Here is a 20,910-nt window from a genome sequence, read left to right on the forward strand (position 1 = left end):
TGCGGCCTCGCCCGGGGTGCCTCCTACGCCTCCGACCGGAGCATCGCGCGCAGCTGGTCGTCGGACATCCCCTGGACCTCGGCGAGCAGCGCCGCGAGCGACTCGTCCTCGGCCTCGGTGCCGAGCGCGGGCCCGGACACCTGTGCCGGGTCGGCTTCGGGCAGGGCGGCCGGCGTACCGAGGCCCTGCTCGACGAGCGCGATGAGCTCCCGGGGTGTGGGCGCCTCGAACAGGAGGCCGCCGAAGAGCTCGAAGCCCGTCCGGTCCGTGATGCGCGCCGCGACCTGGGTGGCGAGCAGGGAATGGCCGCCCAGCGAGAAGAAGTTGTCGTCCAGCTCTACGGACTCGTAGCCGAGCAGCTCGCGCCAGACCGCGAGGACGGTCTCGGCCACCGACGACCCGCTGGGGGCGGAGGGAGCCGGCTCCGCAGCCTCGGCGCCGGTCTCCGCCCCGGCCGTCGCCGCGACGAGGGGCGTCGTCCGCTCGGCTCCGGCGTAGCGTTCGACCGCCCCGCCGGCCGGCACGGGGGCGTCGATCCAGTGACGGTGACGCTCGAAGGGGTACGCGGGCAGCGGTACCCGACGGCCGCTCCCCCGCTCCGGTCCGGCCGATCCCGCGCCGTGGACCCACAGTGCGGCGCGGGCCGCCGCGAAGTGGGCCTCGTCGCCGGTGCGCTGCTTGGGGTGCGGCAGGCTGGTCACCACCGTGGCCGGCCGGCCGGCCGGGGTGCGGTGCTGGCGGGCCAGAGCGGCGAGCTTCTGGCCGGGGCCGACCTCGAGGAGCACCGGGCGCCCGTCGCCGAGGAGGCGGACCACACCCTGGTTGAACCTGACCGGGGACAGCAGGTGGGCCGACCAGTAGGCCGGGTCGGTGGCCTGCTCGGCCGTGATCCAGTCGCCGGTGACGTTCGAGACGAACGGGATCTGCGGCCGCCGCAGCGTCAGCCCGCTCAGGTACGCCCGCAACGGCTCTGCCGCGGGCGCCATGAGCGGCGAGTGGAAGGCGTGCGAGGTGTGCAGCCGGCTCCACTGGATGCCTCGGCCGGTCAGCACGCGCTCCACCTCCGCGAGATCCGACTCCGCACCGGACAGGGCGCTGAGCGTCGGCGAGTTGCTCGCGGCCAGGGCGATCCGGTCGTTGAGGAACTCCGCCGCCTGCTCCTGCGACAGCTGCACCGCGATCATCCCGCCGGGCTCCTGCCCGGCCATCAGCTCCGCCCGGAACGCCACCAGGCGCAGCGCCTCCTCGAAGTCGAGGCAGCCCGCCAGGGCGGCGGCCACGTACTCGCCGAGGCTGTGGCCGAGCATCGCCGAGGGGTGCACACCGCGATCCGCCCAGAGCTTGGCCAGTGCGTACTCGACCACGAACAGCGCCGGCTGGGTGACCTCGGTGCGGCGCAGCGCGTCGTCCGCGGCCGACTCGCCGTAGAGGAGGTTCCGCAGGTCGAAGCTCAGCACGTCGGCGCCCGCGTCGACCCACTGGGCGAAGGTCCGCTCGGTGCGGTAGAGCTCTCCGCCCATGCCCGCGTGCTGGGATCCCTGGCCGGGCAGGAGGAAGGCGACCCCGCGGTCGGCGGAGTCGTCGACGCCGGTGACGGCGGCGCTCGCGCCGGAGTCGGACTCCAGCGCCCGCAGCGCCTCGGCACGGTCGCGGACCGCGACGGCGTAGCGGTGCTCCAGCCGGGCCCGGCCGACGCTCAGCGTGTGCGCGACGTCGTCGAGCGACAGGTCGGGGCGGGAGGCGAGGTGCGCGTGCAGGCGCGCCTTGGACTCGGCCAGCGCCGTGGGTGTCCGCGCGGAGAGCACGAGGACGCGCGGAGTCGCGTCCTGCGGTGCCTCGGCCTCCCGGGGGAACGGGACGGGTGCCTCCTCCAGCACGGCGTGGGCGTTGGTGCCGCCCATGCCGAAGGAGCTGACCGCGGCGCGGCGCGGATGGTCGGCCTCGGCCCACGGCTCGGCGCTGGTGGGCAGCCGGAACCGGGCGCCGGCCAGGTCGAGTTCGGGGTTGGGGGCGGTGAAGTAGGGGCTGGGCGGCAGCAGGCGGTGGCGCAACGCGAGCGCGGCCTTGATCAGGCCCGTGACGCCGGCGGCCGCGTCGAGGTGGCCGATCAGTGCCTTGACCGACCCGAGCGCGCAGGGGACGCCGTCGTCGCCGAACGCCTCGCGCAGTGCGGCGAACTCGATGGGGTCGCCGAGCGCGGTCCCCGTCCCGTGCGCCTCCACGTAGCCGATGGTCGCCGGGTGGACGCCGGCGACCTGCTGCGCCGCACGGATCACCTCGATCTGGCCGGCACCACCCGGTGCGGTGAAGCCCACGCGACGGGCTCCGTCGTTGTTGAGCGCGGTGCCCTTGATCACCGCGTGGATCACGTCGCCGTCGCCCAGCGCGTCCTCCAGCCGCTTGAGCACCACGACGGCGACACCGTTGCCGTCCACGGTCCCGTCGGCCGACACGTCGAAGGGGCGGCAGTGGCCCGTGCCGGAGAGGATCGAGCCGGGCCGGTGCAGATAGCCCTCGTGCTGGGGCACGTGCACGGCCACGCCACCGGCGAGCACGACGTCGCACTCGCCGCCGAGCAGCGCCTGGCAGGCCAGGTGCACGGCCACCAGCGACGACGAGCAGGCCGTCTGCACCGTCAGGGCCGGTCCGCGCAGGTCGAGGTGGTAGGCGACGCGGGTGGCCAGCGTGTCCTTGTCGGTCGCCAGCAGCAGCTCGTGGGCGTCGACGGTGGCCTGGACGGTCGGGTTGGGCAGCAGGTTCCGCAGGAGGTAGCTGCTCTGGCTGACTCCGGCGTAGACGCCCACCTGCGCGGTGGTGCCCCGGGGGGCGTAGCCGGCGTCCTCCATGGCGGCCCAGCTGCACTCCAGGAAGATCCGCTGCTGCGGGTCGAGGAGGGCGGCGTCGCGCGGTGCGTACCCGAAGAGCGTGTGGTCGAAGTGCTCGACTCCCTTCAGGTATCCGCCGACGCGCACGTAGCCCGGCCGGGACCTGAGCTCCTCGCTCACGCCGGCCTCGGCCGCCTGCTCGTCGGTGAAGGAGGTGATCCCCTCCCGTCCGTGCTCGATCGCCTCCCAGAGCTGCTCGACCGAGTCCGCTCCGGGGAAGCGGCCGGACATTCCGACGATGGCGATCTCCATCCCGGTGGTCTCGTCCTCGTACGTCATCACTGCGCTCCCTGCATGCGTCGGCGTGCCCGGTCCGCGTAACCGGCCCGGGTCCGTTGGCTGACCGCCCGGTCGAGCTGCACGGGCGCGTCGTCGCGTGCCTCGCCGCGCAGGTGGCGGACCTGCTGCTCGATGGTGGGGTTGTGGAAGAGGTCGATCGTGTTGACCTTGCGGCCCAGGGCGCGCTGGATCTCGGCGCGCAGCTTGATCATCAACAGCGAGTTGCCGCCGACGTCGAAGAAGCTGTCCCGCGGTCCGATCCGGCTCGCGCCCAGGGTGACCCGCCAGGCCTGGGTGACGATGCCCTCGAGGTCCGTCCCGGCCTCCGCCGCTGCCGCGGCCTGCTGCTGGGGCTCCTCGCGCGGCGGTACCGGGAGGGCGGCGCGGTCCACCTTGCCGTTCGGATTGAGCGGCAGGGCGGGAAGGGTGATGATCGGCCAGGGGACCAGGTGCCTGGGCAGGGCACCGCGCAGGCCCTCCGCGATCCCGGCCGGCTCGAGTCCGTCGGCCACGACGTAGCCCACGAGCCGGGTCATGCCGGTGCCGGCGTCCCGGTCCGTGACGATCACGGCGTCGCGCACCCCGGGCAGGGCCCGCAGCGCGCTCTCGATCTCGCCGGGCTCCACGCGGTAGCCGTTCACCTTGACCTGCCGGTCGGCCCGCCCGGCGAACTCCAGGACGCCGTCGGGCCGCAGCCGGCCGAGGTCGCCGGTGCGGTACATCCGCTCACCGGGCGCGCCGCCGGTGAGGTCGGGCAGGAAACGCTCGGCGGTGGCCCCCGGGCGGTTGAGGTAGCAGCGGGCCAGACCGGCGCCCGCGGCGTACACCTCCCCGGTCACGCCGGGCTCGACCGGGTCGAGGTTCTCGTCGAGGACGGCGATCCGGGTGCCCCGGATCGCCCGGCCCACCGGTACGGCGCCCTCGGGAGCGGTCGTACTGGTCCAGCAGGTGGTGAACGTGGTGTTCTCGGTGGGGCCGTAGCCGTTGGTGAAGGTCACCCCGGGGTGGGCCGCGAGCAGCGCGCCCACGTGCGCCGAGGAGACGACGTCGCCACCCGCCAGGACGTGCCGCAGTCCGGCGAACGCCTCCGGCATCGCGTCGACGAGCTGGTGGAAGAGCCCGGCGGTGAGCCAGAGGACACTGACGCCCTCGTCGGCGACGGTCCGGGCCAGCCGTTCGGGCGTCACCTCACCGGGCGGGAAGACCGCGAGGCGGCCACCGTTTCCGAGCGGTGCCCAGATCTCCAGTGTGGAGGCGTCGAAGGCCACCGGGGAGAGCATCAGGAAGGTGTCGGCGGGCCCGAACCGCGCCCAGTCCGGCTGGTCGACGAGGCGGACGATGCCGCGGTGCGGGACGCACACGCCCTTGGGCTCGCCGGTGGAGCCCGAGGTGTAGCTGAGGTAGGCCAGCTGGTCGCCCGTGAGGCGCGGCAAGGGCGACGCGGTGCCGGGATCGGTCGCGGCGAGCTCCTCCTCCAGGCTGTGCACCGGGGTGCCGAGGCCGTCCCAGAGACCGGAGTTGAGCTTGTCGGCCAGCATCAGCCGGGGCCTGGCGTCGGCCAGCACCTTGGCCCGCCAGGTGACGGGCCGGTCGCCGGGCACGGCCAGGTACGCGCCGCCCGCGGTGAGGATGCCGAGCAGCGCGACCACGAGGTCCACGCCCCGCTCGGCGCTCACGACGACCACGTCCTCGTCCCGGACGCCCCGGTCCCGCAGTCGACGGGCCAGCCTGTCGGCGTCCGCCACCAGTTCGCGGTAGGTCGCGACCCGGTCGGCGCAGCTGACCGCGACGGCGTCCGGTGTGCGCTGCGCCTGTCGGCGGATGAGCTCGGTGATGGTCATGCCTGGTCTTCCCCCTGGTGTGAGTCGTCGGCCACGAGCGTCTTCAGCGCCTGGCAGTAGAGGTCGGTGAAGCGGGCGGCCAGGTCGCCGCCGGCCAGGTCGGGGCCGAGCCGGGCGATCAGCTCCAGCTCGTCGCCGAGGGGTCGCCTCGCCACGTCGACCACGATCGGGAAGTCGGTGCGGTCGCTGAACCACCAGTCCTGCACCGTGATGCGGCGCAGGCCCTCCAGCGCGTCGTAGGCGTGGAAGTCGACGTAGTTGAACAGGGCGTCGAACGGCGTGCGGTCGTAGGCGGCCCGCAGCGCCGCCAACGGGTAGCGACGGTGGGCGACCTGGGCCTGTTCGGCCTCGAACACGGCGCGGACCAGCTCTGCGTCCGGGCTCCGCGGGACGGTGACCCGCAGCGGCAGGACGTTCACGAACAGGCCCACGACGTCCTCGCCGCCGTCCCGCTCCGGACGCCCGTGCGTGGCCACTCCGGTGACCACGTCCCGCTCACCGGTCAGTACGGCCAGCGCCGACACGTGCGCGGCCAGGTGGACGCTCTTGCGCGGTACACCGAGCTCGGCGGCCAGCCGGGCGACGCCGTCGACGAGGTCGTCGGTCAGGACCCGCGTCACGTCCGGGTCGAGGAACGGGTCCTCGGGTCCGGGTCGGTCCCCGGCGTGGTCCGGCAGGTTCGGCTGCGGCGCGGAGTCGAGCATGGCACGCCAGTACGCCACGGCCTCGGGGTCCGACGCCGCGTGCCGCTCGAGCGCCACGTAGTCGCGGTAGCTGATCGTCGGTTCGACGAACGCGCGGGGCGATCCGGTCAGTTCGTCGTCGTAGGCGCGGAGCAGGTCCGTGAGCAGCACGGCGAAGCTCCAGCCGTCCGCGATGGCATGGCTCACCGACACGGCGATCGTGTACGAGTCCTGGCCGTGGATCAGCACGTGGCACCGGAGCAGGGGTGCCTGCGCGAGGTCGAAGGAGTGCCACCACTGGGACGCCCACCAGTGCCTGACGGCCTCGGTGGGGTCGACGCCGGCGACCTGGTCGACGGTCAGGTCGACGGTGGCGGACTCGTGCAGCAGCACCGTCGGTTCGGCCTGGTCCACCAGGTCGAACGAGGCCCGGAGCAGTTCGTGCCGGGCGACCAGCCGGTCGAGGGCCCGGGCCAGCGCGTCCCGGTCGAACGGCCCGGTGACCCGGACCGTGGTCAGGTCGTGGTAGAGCGTGGGATCCTCGCTGATCTCGCACTCGTACACGACGCCGACCTGGAGCACCGACGCGGGGTAGCCGTCGACGACGCCCTCGGGGAACAGGGAGCGGTCCGGCTCGGGCAGCGCCGGCACGGGCTGCTCGACGACCACGGGGCCCTCCGCGGGTCGCTGGTCGAGATGGGTCGCCAGCGCGGAGACGGTCGGGTGCAGGAACAGCCCGCGGACGTCCAGGTCCAGACCGGCTTCCCTGGCGCGCGCCACCACGCGCATCGCGCGGATCGAGTCGCCACCGAGCACGAAGAAGTTGTCCTCCGCCTCGACGTGGTCGAGCTCGAGGACCCCGGCCCAGATCGCGGCGAGCGCGGCCTCGGTGGAGGTCAGCGGCTCGGCGGCCGCCGTCCGGCGCCGCCGGGAGGGGGCGGGGAGCGCGTCGCGGTCGAGCTTTCCGTTGGCGGTCAGCGGAAGCGCGTCCAGGAACACGAACGCGGACGGCAGCATCTGGGCCGGCAGGCGGTCGGCGAGCGCCGTGCGCAGGTCGATCGGGTCCGGCTCGGCTCCGGGCGCGGCGACGACGTAGCCGACCAGGGTCGCGTCGCCGGCGTCGGCGCGGATGACGGCCGTGGCGGAACGCACCTGCGCCAACCCGAGCAGCGCCGCCTCGACCTCGCCCAGCTCGATGCGGAAACCGCGCAGCTGCACCTGGTTGTCCATGCGTCCGCAGTAGACGAGTTCACCGTCCTCGCGCAGCACGGCGAGGTCGCCGGTGCGGTACATCCGGCGTCCCGGCGGGCCGAGCGGGTCGGGGACGAAGCGCTGGGCGGTGAGCGCCGGGCGCCCGAGGTAGCCGCGGGACACGCCCGCCCCGCCGACGAACATCTCGCCCTTGACCCCGCGCGGGACCGGATTCATCTCCTCGTCGAGGATGACGATGCGCAGGTCGTCGATCGGGAGGCCGATCGGGCTGGCGGCGCCGAGGGCGTCGGCGGCGGTCATCGGCCGCAGCGTGACGTGCACGGTGGTCTCGGTGATGCCGTACATGTTGACCAGCCGGGGCGCGGCGTCGCCGTAGTGGTCGAACCAGCCGCGCAGCGAGGTGGGTTCGAGCGCCTCGCCGCCGAAGACCACCCAGCGCAGCGCGGTGGGCGGGTACCCGTTCCGCTCGGCCACGGCGGTCAGGTGGCGGAAGGCCGAGGGGGTCTGGTTCAGGACGGTGACCTGCTCCTCGACGAGCAGTCGCCAGAACGCCTCCGGGTCCCGGCTCGTCTCGAACGGGACGACCACGACGCGGCCTCCGTGCAGCAGCGCGCCCCAGATCTCCCACACCGAGAAGTCGAAGCCGAAGGAGTGGAACATGGTCCAGGTGTCGTCGGGGCCGAAGCCGTAGAACGGCTGGGTCACCGCGAAGAGCCTGGTCGCGTTGGCGTGGGTGACCACGACGCCCTTCGGCTTGCCCGTGGAGCCGGAGGTGTAGATCACGTAGGCCGCGGCGTCCGGATCGGTCACCGGCAGGGTCGCGTCGACCTCGGTCGGGTCGGCCACGTCGACGAACGGCGTGGCCCCGACCAGTGCCGCGTGCCGGGCGTGGCCGAGGACGACCCGGCAGCCGGAGTCCGTGAGGGTGTGGGCGAGCCGCGCGGGCGGATAGGTCGGGTCGAGCGGCACGTAGCCGCCGCCGGCCTTGAGGACGGCGAGGATGGCCGTGACCACGTCGACGGTGCGGTCCGTGCAGACGCCGACCAGGGTCTCCGGGCCGACGCCGTGCCCGCGCAGCCGCCGGGCGAGCCGGTCGGCGGCGTCGTCGAGTTCACGGTAGGTCAGGGCACGGACGCCGTCGCTGACCGCGACGCGGTCCGGACCGGCGGCCACCTGCTCGGCGAACAGTTCGTGCAGGCAACGCGCCGGCGCCTCGACCTCGGCCGGACCGAGCAGTCGCGCCGCGGGGCGCGTGGCGTCGAGCGCAACGGCGGTGATCGGGACGTCGGGGTCCGCGACCACGGCGGACAGGATCGTCAGGAACAGGTCGAGGGTGCGCTCGGCGGTGGCCGCGTCGAAGATGTCGGTGTTGAACTCGGCGGTCAGCCGCATGCCCTCGTCGAGCTCGTCGACCTCCATGGTGAGGTCGAACTTGCAGGTGCCGTTGTCCAGCTGAACCGCCTCGACGTCCAGGCCGGCCAGTGCGGCGTGCGGCCGGTAGCGGCCCTGGTAGGCCAGGGCGACCTGGATCAGGGACGCGCGGGACAGATCGCGCTCGGGTGCCAGCTCGTTGACGATCCACTCCCACGGCACGTACTGGTTCTCGTACGCGTCGAGGGAGGCGGTGTACGCCTGGCGCAGCACCTCACGGAAGGGGACCCGGCCGTGCGGGCGCAGCCGCAGCGGAACCGTGTTCGCGTAGAAGCCGAGCAGGCCCTCGGTGCCCTCGGGCCGACCGGCCATCGGGGATGCCACCAGCAGGTCCTCGTCGCCGCCGACCCGGCGCAGCAGGACGCCCAGGGCCGCCAGGAAGACGGCGTACGGGGTGACGCCCTCACCGCGGGCCAGTTCCGTCACCGCGGCGGCCAGCTCCGCGCCGACGGCGCGGCTGACCCGCTGTCCCGCATGGCTCTGAACGGCCGGGCGCGGTCGGTCGGTGGGCCAGCCGAGGGTCAGGGGAACGCCGGCCAGGTGCCGCTTCCACGCGGCCAGGCCCCGGGCCAGCGTGCCGGACTCCTCGAGGTCGCGGTACCAGTGCGCGACGTCCCGGCCGCGCAGGGCGGGCGGCGGCAGCTGCTCGCCGGCGTAGAGGGCGGCGAGTTCGGCGTCCAACAGGTCGAGCGACCAGCCGTCGGTGACCAGGTGGGGCTGGGTCACCAGGAGGAGGTGGTCCTCGGGTCCGAGCCGCATCAGGTGGGCCCGCAGCAGCGGGGCGGACGCCGGGTCGAGCGGACGCCGGGCCTCCTGCTCGGCCCGGGCGAGCGGGTCGGGCTCGCCGCTCAGATCGGTCACGGTCAGCACGTCGGGGAGGTCCTCCGCCGCCACCTCCTCGGCCGAGAGCACACCGTCGCGGAGCACCAGCCGGGTGCGCAGCAGGTCGTGCCGGCGCACGATCTCGTTGAGAGCGGCACGCAGCGCGGGGATGTCCGGCCCGCCTCGCAGACGCAGCGCCGCCGGTACCGTGTAGGCCGCGGCCGACCCGGGATTGAGGTGGCCGGTCATCCAGAGCCGGCGCTGACCCGGCAGCAGGGCCGGCCCGGCCCCGGGGACGGCGGTGACCGGTGGCAGGCCCTCGCCGACCTCGCGGACCGACGAGGCCAGGTCGGGGGCGTCGAAGAACTGGCGCCAGCTCAGCCGGACACCCTGCTCGCGCCGCAGCCGGGCCAGCACCTGGGCGGCCTGCAGCGAGTTGCCGCCGAGCTCGGCGAACCGGTCGAGGGCGCCCACCGGACGAATGCCCAGCACGTCCTCCCATAGCGCCGCCATCGCCTCCTGGGCGGGGCCGACCGGTGCCCGGTAGGGCAGCCCGGCGGGCCGTGAGCCGAGCTCGACCGCGGCGAGTGCCGCCCGGTCGATCTTTCCGTTGCCGTTCAGCGGCAGAGTGTCCAGGCGCACCCAGATCTCCGGCACGAGTTCACCCGGCACCCGCTGGGCGAGCCCGGCGCGCAGCTCGGACGGCTCGTCGTCACAGACGACGTAGCCGACCAGGCGCGGCCGGCTGCCGACCTCCCGCACCAGTGCGGCGGCGGCACGCACGCCGGGCAGCGCGTGCAGCGCCGCCTCGACCTCGCCGAGCTCGATCCGCCGACCGCTGATCTTGGCCTGCCCGTCCCGGCGGCCGAGGAAGGTGAGCCGGCCGTCGGAGTCACGGCGCACCAGGTCGCCGGTGCGGTAGAGCCGCTCCCCGGGCAGGCCCGAGAACGGATCGGGGATGAACGCCGCGGCCGTGGCGGCCGGGCGGCCCAGGTAGCCGCGGGCCAGGCCCGGGCCGCCGATCAGCAGCTCGCCCTCGGTGGTCTCGCGGAGGTCCTCGTCGACCACGTGGGCACGGTGGTTGGGCATCGGCCGGCCGATCGGCGGCGGGCCGTCCTGGGGCCCCGACAGCTCGGCGATCGCGGCGTCCACCGTGGTCTCGGTGGGGCCGTAGCCGTTGAAGAACCGGCGGCCGTCCCGCGTCCACCGCTCCACCAGCTCGCCCGGGACCTGCTCCCCGCCGCACAGCACGGTGCGCAGGCCGGGCAGCCGATCGGGTTCCAGCAGCGCGAGCACGCCCGGGGTGAGGCCGGCCCAGGTGGTGCCGTGCGCCACGATGAACGCGCGCAGCCGCTCCGGGTCGTTGCGGTCCTCGTCGCCGACGAGCCCGATCTCGGCGCCGGCCACCAGGGACACCCAGAGCTCCTGCACCGACGGGTCGAAGCCGAGTGAGGTGTAGCCGAGCACCCGGCTCTGCGGCCCGATGCCGACGACGGTCGCGTCGGTGACCGCGTACTCGACCAGGCTGCCGTGCGTGATGAGCACGCCCTTCGGCCGGCCCGTGGAACCGGAGGTGTACAGCACGTACGCGAGGTGGTCCGGCCCGGCCGGGCAGGGTGCCACGGGGGCGGCCGGCCGCGCCGCGTCGACGTCCAGCAGGGCGACCTCGGCCGGGTCGAAGAGCTGCGCGGTGCCGGCGTCGACGATCACGGTGGCGATGCCGGCGTCCTCGAGCGTCTCGCGGAGCCGGGCGCGTGGGTGCGCGGCATCGAGCGGCACGTACGCCGCCCCGGACAGCAGCACCCCGAGGGCGCCGACGACCATGCCCGGACTGCGGCGCGTGCACAGCCCGACACGGTCCTCGGGGCCGAGACCGGCGGCCCGCAGCTCCGCGGCCACGGCCGCGGCCGCCTCCACCAGGTCCGCGTAGGTCAGCACCTGGTCCCACTGCCGGACCGCGACGGCGTCCGGGGTCGACCGTGCCCGTGCCGCGACCAGGTCCCCCACGGTGGTCGTGACCGGATACGGGAGTTGCGCGGGCACTCCCGCTGCGATTGCTACCTCGGTCATCGACCGCTCCCTCGTGTGATGTGCTTGTGTCTCGTCCGGCTCGCGAGGCGGGCCGCTAGTTCAGGCCGGCCGGAGCCTCGATCAGGGCCTTGAGCGCACTGAGGTACTGGACCGCGTCGCGCCCGTTCAGGACGCGGTGGTCGTAGACCATGCTCACCAGGGCCACCTTCGACGGCGTCACCTCGCCGTCCTCGTCGAGGACGAGCTCGGTGTGCGTCGCGGCCAGGCAGACCACGGCGCTCTGGCCCGGGAAGACGATCGGGCCGGCCGTCACCACACCGGGATCGGTGTGCAGCGAGAGCATGATGTTGGCGTCGGCGAGATCGGCCTCGGCGAAGCCCTCCGCCGCGGCCTTGGTGCGGAACTCCAGCAGCGTGTCGGCGATCTCGGCCACGGACTGGACCTCGGCCTTGCCGACGACGGGGACGAACAGGCCCGCGCCCGCGTCGATCGTGACGCCGATCCGGGCGGTCTCGGCCAGGCGCACGGTGCCGCCGTCCCAACCGGTGGCGTAGCAGAGCGGGAACTGCTCCCGCAGCCGTGCCATCGCCTTGACCACGAGCTCCGGCAGGCCCACGAGGGTGCCGCTCTCCTTGCCGAGCCGGCGTGCGTGCTTCTGAGCGGCGGCCACCTCGACCTTGACCGCGACGAACGCCGACGGGACCGTGCGGTGCGACTCGGTCACGACGGCGGCGACCGCCTGCTGGATGCGCGACAGGGCGAAGCCGTCCGTGGCGGGCTGACCCCGATCGGCGAGCAGGGCCTCCACGTCCTCGCGGCGCACCACACGCCTGCCCAGCGACCGCAGCCGCTCGTGGTCGATGCCCGCGGACTTGGCCAGTTCCCGCGCGGAGGCGGTCAGCACGACCTCCGCATCGGGCTCGGGTGCCACGACGGCGCGGGCCGCCGCCTCGGCGGCGAACGCCTCCCGCTCCTGCTCGGTGGCGAAGACGTGCGCGATGACGTCGCCGACGCGGCAGGTGCCGCGCTCCTGCACGACCCGGTGGACGTGTCCGTCCTGCTCGGCCTCGAAGTCGACGGCCGACTTGGAGGTCTCGACGACCGCGATCACGTCGCCCGCGCTCACCCACTGTCCGTCGTCGACGAGCCACTCGGTGAGTTCGTACTCGGTGTCGTTGTTGTTCAGCTTGGGGAGGGCTATCTCAGTCATCGGCCAGGCTTCCTCTCACGGTGTCACGGATGGTCTCGGCCTGGACCAGCACCTGCCGCTCCAGGTGGGACGCCGTCGGCACGACGCTGTCCGCGGAATGGACGAGCCGCACGGGACCGGCCAGCTCGCCCCAGAGGCACTCGTGCAGCCGGTGGGCGATCTCGGCGCCCCAGGTGCCGCCGGCGGTGCTCTCCTCGACCACGAACACCTGGCGGCCGCGCACCACCGGCAGCAGCGGGTCGAGGTCGACGGGGTGGAGCCGGGAGGGGACGAGCAGCCGGCAGACGATCTCGTCCTCCAGCAGCAGCTCCCGAGCTGCCGCCAGCGCCCGGTGGGTGATCCCGCCCGGGAGGATCAGGACGCAGTCCGCGGCCTGCGGCTCGTCGGCGTAGTAGACGTGCGCGGTCGAGCCGCCGAGCGTCTCGTAGCGGAAGATGTCGTCCACGACGCCGTCGGCGTACATGCGCTGCGTGTACAGGACCTTGTCCTCGAAGAGCATGCACGGCTCGCCGCGGTCGAAGGCCTCGGTCAGCAGTTCGGCGTTGTCCCGGAACGGCGAGAGCTCGTAGACGCTCAGCCCGGGTATCCCGATGAAGTGCTTCTGCAGGCTCTGACTGTGCGTCGGCCCGTAGCCGCGGCCGCCACCGGTGGGGCAGCGCACGATCAGCCGCATCGGCACGCGGCTGCCGAACATCGTGGTCGACTTGCTGGCGAAGTTGAGGATCTGGTCGAAGCCGAGCGCGACGAAGTCGCTGAACATGATCTCGGCGATCGCCTTCCGGCCCGCCAGGGCCAGCCCACCCGCGACCCCGAGAAGCGCGCCCTCGCTGATCGGCGTGGTCAGCACCCGGTCCGGGTACGCGTCGGTCAGGCCGCGGGTGATCTTGAACGCCCCACCGTAGGGGTCGTGCACGTCCTCACCCAGCAGGTACGTGTCCTGGTGCGCCGCGAACACCGTGTGCAGCGCGTGGTTCAGGTTCTCGGCCACCCGCTCGCTCATGACGCCTCCCAAACTGAGGACGGACGCGCGCTGACGTCCGCGACCACGTCCTCGATCCGCTGCGACGCCCTGGCGTCGAGCTCGCTGAAGCGCACGCCGAACGCCGCCGCGTACGCCGGATACCAGTCGTTCAGCTGGGCCGCGCGGCGCTCCGCCTCGGGCCGGGCGTCGTCGCCCTTGCTGTGCGGGCCGACGCGGTGCGTGCGGAACTCCACGACCAGCGGCTCGCCCTCGGCGCGCACCCGCGCCACCAGCGGCGCGAGTTCGCCCCGGATCCGCGTCACGTCCACGCCGGTGACCAGGTGGTGGCGCACGCCGAACGCGGCGGCGCGTCCGGCGATGGTGCCGGCCATCTGCTGTCCGGTGGGCGTGGACTGGGCGATGCCGTTGTTCTCGACGACCACCAGCAGCGGCAGCCGCCACAGGGACGCCAGGTTCAGCGCCTCGTAGACGGAGCCTTCGCCCCAGGTGCCGTCGCCGATGTAGGTCAGGGCCAGCCCCTCGGAGCCGGAGCGACGCAGGTGCAGGGCCGTGCCCACGGCCACCGGCAGGCTCTCGCCCTGCACGCCGGTGGACATGTAGCGGTCCCGCAGGATGTGCTGGCTGCCACCGACGCCGCGGCAGACCGCGCCCTCACGGCCCATGATCTCGGCCAGCAGGCCGGGCACGTCGCCGAACCTGGCCAGGTAGTGGCCGTGGCCGCGGTGGTTGCTGAAGACGTAGTCCTCGGCGGTCAGCAGAGGTTCGAGCGCCACCGGCACGTACTCCTGCCCGAGGCAGGTGTGCGTGGTCCCGTGCAGTTCGCCGCGCCCGAACAGGTCGAGCAGCCGCGCCTCGAAGTGACGGATCAGCAGCATCCGCTCCAGGTCGGCGTCCTCGACGGAGGTCAGCGGGATGGTCATGGCATCTCCTCGGCGACCGCGCGGGCCAGCCCGTCGACGTCCGCGATCGCCAGGTAGGCGCGCAGGTTCAGGCGCACCCCGAAGCGGTCCTCGATGCCGGTGAGCAGCTGCAGCGCGTTGAAGCTGGTCCAGGTGCCGAGACGGTCGAAGCGGGCCGCTCCGCGCACCTCGTCCGGGGTGCTGCCGGTGACCTCGGCGATCAGGTCGACGAGTGGGTCGTGGATCTCAGGCATCGATCAGCTCCGCCTCTCCGTTGAGGGTGATCCAGGCCGGCCGCAGATCCGGTGCCGGCTCGAGGGACAGCTCGTAACGGCGCACGCCCTCGGCCGGCTCCTCGGCCGCCACGAAGCCGGTGCTCCGGTAGAACTCGCCGGCCAGACGGTTGCGGCCGGTGGGCCGGAAGAGCGCGACCAGCCGGCCGACGCCCTCGTCGCGCGCGAGGTCCGCGACGTGCTGGAGGGTGGCCTGCTCCACACCGCGGGAGAAGGCCCGGCAGCTGAGCACGAAGTTCTCGATGACCCAGTGGTCCGCGAACTTGGCGATCCACAGGCCGCCGACGATGCCCTCGCGGCCGAAGCGGTCCGCCACGTCGACGCCGAGCACCAGGCGGGCGTCCGGCTCGACGGCATCGGGGTCGGCCTCGGTGCCCATGGCGGTGAACTGGTTGGTGCGCAGGCACAGCTGGTTGAGCCTGGGCATGCTGAACTCGTCGCCCGGCGTGACGGTCACCCGCAGGTCGAGCTCGTGCAGGTAGGCGTCGGCCGACTCGAACTGCGCCGAGAAGCTCTCGCGCTGGGCACGCGAGCGGTAGAGCTCGGTCCGCTCGGTGTCGGTGCGGGTGACGCTCAGGGTGTCGAAGAAGCCGCCGTCCAGGAGGGCGGCGGTGTGCTCGGCGGGTTCCTCACCGAGCTGGACGACGCGCACCTCGGGCAGCCCCCGACGTACCAGGCCGCACTCGAAGGAGCTGTCGTCGAGGAAGACCATGGACGCGAGCCCGATGTTGAGCCGGTCGGCGAGGCCGGCGATGTTGCGGTCCTTGGGATCCCAGTTCACCGCCCAGGCGACCACCTCGTCCGCGCCCAGCTCCATCTCGGGATGGCGGGCGAAGACCTCCTCCACCACGGCCGCGTCGTTCTTGCTGCACACGGCGACGATCACGCCCTGGCGGCGCAGGGCACTGACCCGGCGCTGGAGGTCGGTGTAGCAGTTGCCCGGGTAGCCTCCGCCGAGCTTGATGCCGGTCGGACCGTCGTCGCCGACGACCCCGCCCCACAGGGTGTTGTCCAGGTCGAGCACCACGCACTTGCTCGACAGGCCCGCGGCGGTCCGGCAGAACCGGGCCGCCAGATCGGCGAAGCGGCGCTCGACCCCGAACGACCAGGCCATGCTGGCGTACCGGTCCAGGCGGGCGTCGCGCAGCGGGCCCTGGTGGTCGACCAGGTCGGCCTCGAAGTCGAGCACGTGGATCGAGTCCCGCGCCTCGGCCAGCGCGAGCAGGGAGTCGTTGAGTCCGCGCCACAACCGGGCCAGCCGCGCCCGGGTCTTGTAGGCGATGACGCTCCCGCGCTCGTCGGCGCTCAGCGGCACGGTGTGCGTCAGGACCAGGCCCCGGGCGCGCTCCGCGTAGCCGGTGACCGCCTGCTCGAACAGGCGCAGGCGCCCGTCGACGGCCGCGGACAGCGCGGACAGGTCCGTCGGGTCCCAGGTGAGCGGCAGGAACGCCCGGTCGTGCAGCACGCACAGGGTCACGTCGGCGTCGAAGGCGGCGAGCGCCGAGTCCGGGTCGCTCAGTTCGACGTTCAGCTGGTCGAAACCGACCGTGTGGATGGTCGGCGCGACACCGGAGCGGATCAGCTCGGCGCGCAGCAGCGGCACCACTCCGTCCGCGGTGAACGTGCCGGTGAGCGCGACGCGCTGGGGCCGCAGGGCACCGCCGAGGCGCTCGGCCGGGATGTTCGCGAGCAGGCGTCCGGCGGACGCGAGTTGGACCGGGTCGGTCACCTCACTGAGGTCCGCCAGCAGCTCCGGGTCGTCAGGGGCGTCGGGCTGGGTGAGCCGACGCAGGCGGGCGAGCAGGCTCTGGTTCTCCAAGGGTCTCGTCCCCTCTCGTGGTCAGATGGTCAGCAGCGTGCACAGCCAGTGCATGCCGCTCCCCGTGCTGGTCAGCGCGACGATGTCGCCCTCTGCGAGCTCTCCGGCGGCCAGCTGCCGTTCCAGGCTCAGCAGTTGGTCGGCACAGCCCACGTGGCCGTGCTCGGCCGCCAGCTCGGTGTTGGTGCGCTCCAGGGGGAGGCCGAGGTCCTTGGCCAGTTCCGCGAAGGCGTTGACGTTGTCGTGGAAGTGGAGCAGCCGGGCCAGGTCGTCGACCGCGATGCCGGCCCGGGCGCAGGCCCGCTCGACGATCTCCCGGTTGCGGTTGCGGATCGTGGAGACGAACGCGAACATCCGGCGCAGGTCGTCGGCGAAGAAGTCCTGCAGACGGTCCGTCGGGCTGAGCACCCGCGGCCGCTCGTGGTCACCCCCGCCGAACGGCCGGGCGGCGCCACCGGTCTCCATGCGCATGAAGTCGGCGTACCGTCCGTCGGTCAGCGTCTCGGTGAGCATCCAGCGGCAGCGCGGATGGTCGCGGCGCACGACCGCCGCCGCGGCGCCGTCCGAGAAGATGCTCGTGTTGATCTCCATGCGGTTCCAGTAGGGTTCGCAGACCCGGTTGGCACCGATGATCAGGGCCGTGTCGTAGTCGGGATGCGTGGCGAACCGGCCGCCGACCAGGTCGAACGCGGCCACGCCGCCGCCACAGGCCTGACCGAGCAGCACGGCCTCGGCGTCGTACGCCTCCAGCCGGGCCGCGGTGGAGGCGGCGGCGTCCCAGTACAGGTACTCGGACAGGTCCGACATGGCCAGCACGACGAGGTCGACCTCGGACGCCGCGACCGCGGCGCGTTCGAGGGCGAGTCGCCCGGCCTCCACGGCGAGGTCGGTGAGCCCGACCCCGTCCGCGGCGCGGTGGAAGCGACGGTAGCCCCAGGACCGGACCCGCTCGACGTCGGCGGTGAACTCCGGCACCACCGGGTCCACGTCCACCGGTTCGCCCAGGGTGTGGGCGAGGGAGACGATGCCGAAGGACATGGCTCACCCACCCGCTTCCACGACGGCGCGCACCCGGGTGCGCGGATGCCACTCGCGTGCGTCGATTCCCGCCAGGAAGTCGACGGCGACCGCGTTGTGTTCGGTGCGACGCGCCGTCAGCACCAGGTCGGTGCAGCCGCTGCGGTCGGCCAGGTCGGCGAGTTCGGCGAGCACCAGGTCCTCGGTGCCCTTGCCCAGCACCGGGCAGGAGAGCGAGAAGACCGACACCCGCATCTCCCGGCCCGAGACCTGGTAGCCGACCGCGCCGGAGACGCCGTAGTCACCCAGGCGGTCGCGCACGCGGATGCCCAACGTGGAGCCCGCGAAGTCGACGAGCTCCGCCCGGGACAGCCGCGCGCCCATGGTGAAGTCCTTGGCGCGCTCGACCACGTCGACGAACTTCGGCACCTCGGACTCGGTGACCGGCACGCAGTCGACCTCCGTGCGCAGACCGGTGACGAAGTCGGCCAGGGTGACCGACCGCGGATCCGTGTCCGACGCGGCGGACGGCGTCAGGCCGTGGTCCGCGTCGGCGTCCGGCATCGACACGGGCATGCGGTCCAGCACGCCCGCCCGGTGCAACGCCCAGATCCACGGCTCGTCCGGCCCGACGCCGACGGCCGCGGCCGCCCGCTGCAACCCGCCCGGCGCGGATTCGGACTCGGACTCCGGCGTCTGCGACGCGACGACGAGTCGCACCGAGCGCTCGAGCGCCACGCCGAGTTCGTCCTCGAGTTCGACGTCCGCACCGGTCCGGGCCAGCTCGGCCCGCTCGCGCACGGCCACGCGCAGCCCGGCCCGGCGCAACGCCGGCAGCTGCTCCGCGACCCAGTCGGACGCCATGCCGTCGGTCTCCACCACGACCGCCCGCCAGGTCGCCCCGAGCCGCGCCCGGAGCAGACCGCCCACCTGGCGGCCGAGTTCGGCGAAGACCTCCTCGGAGTACGGGATCTTCGCCAGCCGGTAGAGGGCCGGGCGGTGCGCCGCACGGGACCCTACGGCACGCACCGCCTCCTCCGCGTCGGCGACGCACGCCACGGGGCTCGCGCCCAGCCGACGGCGCACCTGCTCCCGCGCGGCGGTCGCCGAGGCGACGACGCCCCGCGGATCGGTCCCGTCGCCCACCCCGAAGGGCCGCTCCTCCGGAATGGCGGGCAGGACGAACACCAGGCCGGCACCCCACCGTTCGGCCGCGCCCAACGCCGTCTCGGCCAGCGCCGGCAGGTCGGCGGCGGGCACCTCCTCCAGCCGCGGCGCCACCACCAGCACGTCCGGCACCGACCGCGCGATCGCGCCCTGATCGTCGAGGCACTGCTGAACGATCTGGTTGTAGGACCCGAGGGTGAACTCCGGGGTCAGCCCGGCGTCGGCGAGCTGGACGCCGAGGTAGGGCAGCAGGGGGTCGACGGTGTAGCTGGCGAGCAGGGCCACGCGCAGCGCCGCGGGGCGCTCCGCGGCGGCCCGCCGCCATCGCGTCCGCGCGGCGGCCGGCGCCTCCGGCGCGACGATCACCGGCCTGGTCACACGCTCACACCCTTGTCGCGCAGGGCCTTTCGGAGCGCGCCGATCGTGGTCACGTCCTTCATCTCCTGGTAGCTGAAGGAGAGCCCGAAGGCCTCCTGGAGCGACACCAGGAGCTGTACGTGCCGCAGGCTGGTCCAACTGCCCAGGGTGTCCGGGCCGGCGTCGTCGGTGAGCTCCTCCGGCTCCACCTCCAGCACACCCGCGACCACCTCGTCGAAGTCCTCACTCATGCGCCCGCCCCACTTCGCTCGGCAGGGGCAGTCGCCCATGCGCGCCTCTCGATGACTCGCTCGCTCCGCTCACTCATGCCGCTCCCTCCGTCCGGCGCAGGCTGAGCGGACGCATGTCCTGCCAGACCCGCTCGATGTGGTCGAGGCAGTCCTGCTGCTCGCCGGTGACGCCGGTGTCGCGCCAGCCGGCCGGTACCTCCCGGCTCTCCGGCCAGATCGAGTACTGCTCCTCCTCGTTGCGGACCACCCGGAAGCGGCGCGGCGACTCGGCGAACTCCGCCCCTGCGGCGGCCGTGGTCGAGACGGTGTCGGACATCGTTGACCTCCTGTCAGCCGACGTGCGGCGCGGCCGCTGCGTCGATTCCGGACGGGACGGACTCGGCGGCGGAGGCGGACTCGTCCGCGTCCACCGGCACGAAGTCGGGGATGAGCTTCTCCACATCGCGCACCGCCGGCACGGCGAAGGCCACCGCCGTCACGACGATGCCGACCACGCCGACGAGCACGCAGAGCAGGCCCATGCCGGAACCGGGACCGGTGCCCACCATCCAGCCGAAGGCCCGCGACAGCGCGTGACCGGGCTCCATCCCGGGCAGGAAGACGTCCTGGGCCAGCGGCGCGGCACCGATCAGGCCGATCGGCACGGCCATGTCCTCGATGAACTGGCGGGCCGCGAAGACACGACCCTGGATCTCGGGGGCGACCTTCTCCTGCCAGATCGCGTTGCCGTAGCCGTCGATGACCGGGATGCAGCCGTGGATGACCACCATCGCGATGCCCCACAGGAACAGGTTGTCGGCCACGCCGAAGACGATCCGGCCGACCACGCTGAACGCCAACATGGCCAGCAGGAGCCTGCGCATCTTGTTGTTCGTGGGCTTGAGCACGCCCATGAGCACCGCGCCGAGAACGCCGCCGACCGCACCGATGGTGAAGGCCAGACCGGTGATGCTCTCGTCCGACTTGACCAGCAGCAGCGGCATCAGCACCGCGTAACCCATGGCCGCGAGCAGCCCGACCATGAACATCAGGATCTCCAGGCCCACCAGCGCGGAGCGCCCGCGGATGTAGCGCAGGCCGAAGAGGGAGTCCTGCCACAGGCTGGAGGCCTGCGCCTCGGCCGCCTTCGGCGTCGGCGGGACCGCGACCAGGAACACCGTGCCGATCGCGACCACGTAACTGAGGACGTCGATCACCAGCACCGGACCGATGGTGGTGACGGTCAGCAGGGCGGCGGCGACGGTGGGCGCGAAGATCGACGGCGCGAAGCGCACCACGGAGATCATCGCGTTCGCCCGCGGCCAGGCGCCGCGGTCCATCATCTGCGCGATCATGGCCGCGTAGGCCGGCCCCTGGAAGGCCAGCAGCGCGCCGGTCAGGGCGTTCGCGAGGAAGATCTCCCACGGCTTGGCCGCGCCCAGCTCGAAGCAGAGCAGCAGCCCCGCGGTCACCACCATCGAGCCGACATCGCTCAGGACGATGGTCACGCGGCGGTTCCAGCGGTCGATCAGGGCGCCGGCCAACGGGCTCACCAGCACCGTCGAGCCGAACGAGGCGAACAGCAGCAGCGCGTTGTCCATGGCGCTGCCCGTGCCGTTCCACATCCAGATGCCGAGCGCGAAGCTCGTCATCCGGGTGCCGACGGCGGAGAAGAGCTGTCCGAGCCATATGACGGTGAACGCGGCGAAGCCGTCAGGACGTCGTTTGAGCATGAGTACTCCCATCGAGGAC

The 20,910-nt window shown here is 73.2% G+C and carries 13 protein-coding genes; all 13 read right to left on the reverse strand.

Annotation, left to right across the window (positions count from 1 at the left end):
* Positions 1–23 precede the first annotated feature (23 nt).
* Positions 24–3,164 carry a type I polyketide synthase gene (locus PUR71_RS17325; RefSeq protein ID WP_329927906.1) on the reverse strand — a complete coding sequence of 1,047 codons (3,141 nt, stop codon included), beginning with the start codon at positions 3,162–3,164 and terminating at the stop codon, positions 24–26.
* On the reverse strand, positions 3,164–5,005 hold the full coding sequence (locus PUR71_RS17330; RefSeq protein WP_329927907.1) for a non-ribosomal peptide synthetase: 1,842 nt from the start codon (positions 5,003–5,005) through the stop codon (positions 3,164–3,166). The genes PUR71_RS17325 and PUR71_RS17330 overlap by 1 nt, the downstream gene beginning before the upstream one ends.
* The gene (locus PUR71_RS17335; protein WP_329927908.1) at positions 5,002–11,223 is read right to left on the reverse strand and encodes a non-ribosomal peptide synthetase; all 6,222 of its coding nucleotides are present in this window, start codon (positions 11,221–11,223) and stop codon (positions 5,002–5,004) included. Before PUR71_RS17335 ends, PUR71_RS17330 begins: the two co-directional genes overlap by 4 nt.
* A gap of 55 nt (positions 11,224–11,278) precedes the next feature.
* Positions 11,279–12,394 (reverse strand): 2-oxo acid dehydrogenase subunit E2, encoded by a 1,116-nt coding sequence (locus PUR71_RS17340; protein ID WP_329927909.1) that lies wholly within the window; start codon positions 12,392–12,394, stop codon positions 11,279–11,281.
* Positions 12,387–13,394 carry an alpha-ketoacid dehydrogenase subunit beta gene (locus PUR71_RS17345; protein ID WP_329927910.1) on the reverse strand — a complete coding sequence of 336 codons (1,008 nt, stop codon included), beginning with the start codon at positions 13,392–13,394 and terminating at the stop codon, positions 12,387–12,389. The genes PUR71_RS17340 and PUR71_RS17345 overlap by 8 nt, the downstream gene beginning before the upstream one ends.
* Positions 13,391–14,296 (reverse strand): thiamine pyrophosphate-dependent dehydrogenase E1 component subunit alpha, encoded by a 906-nt coding sequence (locus PUR71_RS17350; RefSeq protein WP_329927911.1) that lies wholly within the window; start codon positions 14,294–14,296, stop codon positions 13,391–13,393. The genes PUR71_RS17345 and PUR71_RS17350 overlap by 4 nt, the downstream gene beginning before the upstream one ends.
* On the reverse strand, positions 14,293–14,529 hold the full coding sequence (locus PUR71_RS17355) for an acyl carrier protein (protein ID WP_329927912.1): 237 nt from the start codon (positions 14,527–14,529) through the stop codon (positions 14,293–14,295). The genes PUR71_RS17350 and PUR71_RS17355 overlap by 4 nt, the downstream gene beginning before the upstream one ends.
* Positions 14,522–16,387, reverse strand: coding sequence for an HAD-IIIC family phosphatase (locus PUR71_RS17360; RefSeq protein ID WP_329927913.1), 1,866 nt, complete (start codon positions 16,385–16,387; stop codon positions 14,522–14,524). Before PUR71_RS17360 ends, PUR71_RS17355 begins: the two co-directional genes overlap by 8 nt.
* A 21-nt stretch (positions 16,388–16,408) precedes the next feature.
* Entirely contained in the window at positions 16,409–17,425 is a 1,017-nt protein-coding gene (locus PUR71_RS17365; RefSeq protein WP_329927914.1) for a 3-oxoacyl-ACP synthase III family protein, read from the reverse strand.
* Between the two features lie 3 nt (positions 17,426–17,428).
* Positions 17,429–18,949 carry a hypothetical protein gene (locus PUR71_RS17370; protein ID WP_329927915.1) on the reverse strand — a complete coding sequence of 507 codons (1,521 nt, stop codon included), beginning with the start codon at positions 18,947–18,949 and terminating at the stop codon, positions 17,429–17,431.
* Positions 18,946–19,179, reverse strand: a complete 234-nt coding sequence (locus tag PUR71_RS17375; RefSeq protein WP_329927916.1) for an acyl carrier protein — start codon at positions 19,177–19,179, stop codon at positions 18,946–18,948. Before PUR71_RS17375 ends, PUR71_RS17370 begins: the two co-directional genes overlap by 4 nt.
* A 73-nt stretch (positions 19,180–19,252) precedes the next feature.
* Entirely contained in the window at positions 19,253–19,495 is a 243-nt protein-coding gene (locus tag PUR71_RS17380) for an MbtH family protein (protein ID WP_329927917.1), read from the reverse strand.
* 13 nt (positions 19,496–19,508) lie between these two features.
* On the reverse strand, positions 19,509–20,891 hold the full coding sequence (locus tag PUR71_RS17385) for an MFS transporter (protein ID WP_329927918.1): 1,383 nt from the start codon (positions 20,889–20,891) through the stop codon (positions 19,509–19,511).
* Positions 20,892–20,910 lie beyond the last annotated feature (19 nt).

Origin of the sequence: Streptomyces sp. SP17BM10 (genome assembly GCF_036322405.1) — a bacterium.
Classification (GTDB): domain Bacteria; phylum Actinomycetota; class Actinomycetes; order Streptomycetales; family Streptomycetaceae; genus Kitasatospora.